Source organism: Ruegeria atlantica (genome assembly GCF_013032455.1).
GTDB lineage: Bacteria > Pseudomonadota > Alphaproteobacteria > Rhodobacterales > Rhodobacteraceae > Ruegeria > Ruegeria atlantica_B.
The window spans coordinates 1-3967 of record NZ_WQCF01000030.1 but is presented as its reverse complement, the minus strand read 5'-3'; the positions used below and the strand labels follow the sequence as shown (position 1 = coordinate 3967).

Here is a 3967-nt window from a genome sequence, read left to right as displayed (position 1 = left end):
CTCAACTTTGAAGGATTGAAGGGGCAGGTATCTGCGGGTGATGTTGACACTGTATTGGTGTGTTTTGTTGACATGCAGGGTCGTTTGATGGGGAAGCGTTTTCATGCGGGTCATTTTGTTGCTGGTGCGTGGGAGGAGACGCATTGCTGCAATTACCTGCTGGCGACGGATCTTGAGATGGGGACGCCGGATGGCTATGCGTCGACCAGTTGGGAGCGGGGGTATGGCGACTATGTGATGAAGCCGGATCTGGGCACTCTGCGGCTGGTGCCGTGGTTGGAAGGTACGGTGATGGTGATGTGCGATGTGCTGGATCATCACACGCATGAGGAAGTGCCGCATGCGCCGCGTTCGATCTTGAAACGCCAGGTCAACCGCCTGAAAGCCATGGGCTATGAGGCGATGTGTGCGACCGAGCTGGAATTTTTTCTGTTCGAAAAGAGTTTCGACCAGATCCGCAAGGAGGGTTTTCGCGATCTCGAACCGATCTCGGGGTATAACGAGGATTATCACATCCTGCAGACCACCAAGGAAGAGCATGTGATGCGCCCGATCCGCAACCATCTGTGGAATGCGGGGATACCGGTTGAGAATACAAAGGGTGAGGCCGAGACCGGGCAGGAAGAGCTGAACATCAAATACGCGCCTGCGATGGAGACGGCCGAGTATCACTCGATCGCCAAGAATGCGGTGAAGGAGATTGCGTGGCAGCATGGTCATGCGGCGACTTTCTTGCCGAAATGGCATCATGACAAGGTGGGCAGCTCGTCCCATGTGCACCAGTCGCTGTGGGCGGATGGCCAGCCTGCGTTTTATGACGCAGAGGATGAGCTGGGCATGTCGGCGCTGATGAAAAGCTACATGGCCGGTTTGTTGAAATACGCCGCCGATTACACCTATTTCATGGCGCCTTACATCAACAGCTACAAGCGGTTCATGAAGGGCACCTTTGCACCGACGCGGATCATCTGGTCGGTGGATAACCGTACGGCCGGGTACCGTTTGTGTGGCGACGGCACCAAGGCGGTGCGGGTGGAGTGCCGGATTCCGGGGTCGGACATGAACCCCTATCTGGCGATGGCGGGGATGCTGGCCGCCGGGATCGCGGGGATCGAGGAAGGGCTCGAGCTGCAGCCGCCGACCAAAGGGGATGTCTATCAGGGTGAGAGCGGGATGATCCCGGGCACGCTGAAGGATGCACGCAACGCTTTGCACGGATCAGAGATGTTGCGGGCGGCGATGGGGGATGAGGTGGTCGATCACTATACCCGCGCGGCCGAGGTGGAGATCGAGGAATTCGAGCGCGTGGTGACCGATTGGGAAATTGCCCGAGGGTTCGAGCGGGCTTGAGTCGGCGGAAGCGAGGGGCCAGCCCCTCGCGCTCCCCGGGGTATTTTTAGCCAGATGAAGCAGGGATCCTGTTTCTTTCGGAAATGGAGTGACTATGGGGCAGATGTTGCGATGTGTCTCACCGATCGATGGATCGGTTTATGCCGAACGTGAGGTGTTGTCGCGGGAGGCAGCGTTTGAGGGTGCCGCGCGGGCGCGGGCAGCGCAAGCGGATTGGGCGGCGCGGCCGGTGCAGGAGCGTATTGATCTGGTGATGGCGGGCGTGGCTGCCGTGGGTGCTATGAATGATGAGATCGTGCCGGAACTGGCGCATATGATGGGCCGCCCGGTACGCTATGGTGGTGAGTTTGGCGGCTTTGACGAACGGGCCAGTCACATGGCGCAGATTGCCGAAGCCTCTCTGGCTGATATCGCGGTGGGCGAGGATGAGACCTTCAAACGGTATATCAAGCGCATCCCGCATGGGGTGGTGTTTGTAGTGGCACCTTGGAATTACCCTTACATGACGGCGATCAACACGGTGGCGCCGGCGCTGATTGCGGGCAATACGGTGGTTTTGAAACACGCCACGCAGACCTTGCTGGTGGGCGAGCGGATGGCGCAGGCCTTCCATGCGGCAGGTGTTCCGGAGGACGTGTTCCAGAACGTGTTCCTCAGCCATGACGTGACCAATGGTCTGATCGCGGGCAATGCGTTCGACTTTGTGAACTTCACTGGATCGGTTGGCGGCGGCCAGGCGATGGAGCGCGCGGCGGCAGGCACCTTTACCGGTGTGGGCACCGAACTGGGCGGCAAGGATCCGGGCTATGTCATGGAGGATGCCGATCTGGACGCGGCGGTCGATACGCTGATCGACGGGGCGATGTTCAACGCGGGCCAGTGCTGCTGCGGGATCGAGCGGATTTACGTGCATGAAAGTCTTTATGATGCCTTCGTTGCCAAGGCGGTCGAGATCGTGAAGGGCTATAAGCTGGGTAATCCGCTGGACGCTGAGACCACCATGGGCCCGATGGCCAATGTGCGCTTTGCCGATGAGGTGCGTGCGCAGATTGCCGAGGCGGTCGCCGATGGCGCTGTGGCCCATATCGAGACCTTCCCCGAGGATGATGGCGGCGCATACCTGACGCCCCAGATTCTGACCAATGTCACCCATGATATGCGGGTGATGCGGGACGAAAGCTTTGGCCCTGTGGTTGGCATCATGAAAGTGTCCTCGGACGAAGAGGCCATCGCCCTGATGAATGACAGCGAATTTGGTCTGACCGCCAGCCTGTGGACCCGGGATGTGGACCGTGCGGCCCGTGTGGGTGACCGGATCGAGACCGGCACCGTGTTCATGAACCGGGCCGACTATCTGGATCCGGGCCTGTGCTGGACCGGCTGCAAGAATACCGGGCGGGGCGGGGGATTGTCCGTCATCGGCTATCATAACCTGACCCGCCCCAAATCCTACCATCTTAAGAAGGTGACATCATGAGCCTTGTTGGAAACTGGTCCTACCCGACCGCAATCAAGTTCGGCGCTGGCCGCATCAAGGAGCTGCCCGCGGCCTGTGCCGCTGCCGGGATGAAAAAGCCGCTTCTGGTCACCGACAAGGGGCTGGCCGATCTGCCGATCACCTCCGCCACGCTGGACATCATGGAGGCGGCTGGTCTGGGGCGGGGCCTGTTTGCGGATGTGGACCCGAACCCGAACGAGAAAAACCTCGAGGCCGGTGTTGCCGCCTATAACGCGGGCGGCCATGACGGGGTGATCGCCTTTGGCGGCGGCTCGGGGCTGGATCTGGGCAAGATGGTCGCCTTCATGTGTGGTCAGACGCGGCCCGTGTGGGATTTTGAGGATATCGGCGACTGGTGGACCCGCGCGGATACTGATGCCATCGCGCCCATCATTGCGGTGCCGACGACGGCCGGGACCGGATCGGAAGTGGGTCGAGCTAGCGTCATCACCAATTCCGAGACCCATGCGAAAAAGATCATCTTCCACCCCAAGGTTCTGCCCACGGTGGTGATCTGCGACCCGGAATTGACCGTGGGCATGCCCAGGTTCATCACCGCTGGCACTGGCCTGGATGCGTTTGCGCATTGCGTCGAGGCGTTCAGCAGCCCGCATTACCACCCGATGTCCCAGGGCATCGCGCTGGAAGGCATGCGGCTGGTCAAAGAGTACCTTCCGCGCGCCTACGCCGACGGCACCGATATCGAGGCCCGCGCCCAGATGATGAGCGCGGCGGCGATGGGCGCAACCGCCTTCCAGAAGGGTCTGGGCGCGATCCACGCCATGAGCCACCCCGTAGGCGCGGTGTTCAACACCCATCACGGCACCACCAATGCGGTTTGCATGCCCGGCGTTCTGGAGTTCAACGCCTCCGCCATCGCCGACCGGTTCACGCAGGCTGCGGCCTATCTGGGTATCGACGGCGGCTTTGACGGCTTCCGCGCCTTTGTGCAGGAGTTCAACGACAGCCTCGGCATCCCGCGCAAACTGTCAGACCTGGGCGTCACCGAAGCATCAATCCCCGACCTCGTCCAGGGCGCAATCATCGACCCCTCATGCGGCGGAAACCCAATAGAACTCAACAAAGAAAACCTCAGCGAACTCTTTAAGAACGCGTTGT

Annotated in this window: 3 protein-coding genes; all 3 read left to right on the top strand. The window is 60.6% G+C overall.

Going from position 1 to position 3967, the window contains the following annotated elements:
• A partial coding sequence (locus GOW93_RS20570) for a glutamine synthetase family protein (protein ID WP_254443704.1) occupies positions 1-1350 on the top strand: 1350 nt, incomplete at its 5' end.
• Between the two features lie 94 nt (positions 1351-1444).
• Positions 1445-2827 carry an aldehyde dehydrogenase family protein gene (locus GOW93_RS20565; protein WP_170388248.1) on the top strand — a complete coding sequence of 461 codons (1383 nt, stop codon included), beginning with the start codon at positions 1445-1447 and terminating at the stop codon, positions 2825-2827.
• Positions 2824-3967: iron-containing alcohol dehydrogenase (locus tag GOW93_RS20560; protein ID WP_170388246.1), on the top strand; the 1144-nt coding region annotated here is incomplete at its 3' end. The genes GOW93_RS20565 and GOW93_RS20560, both read left to right, overlap by 4 nt.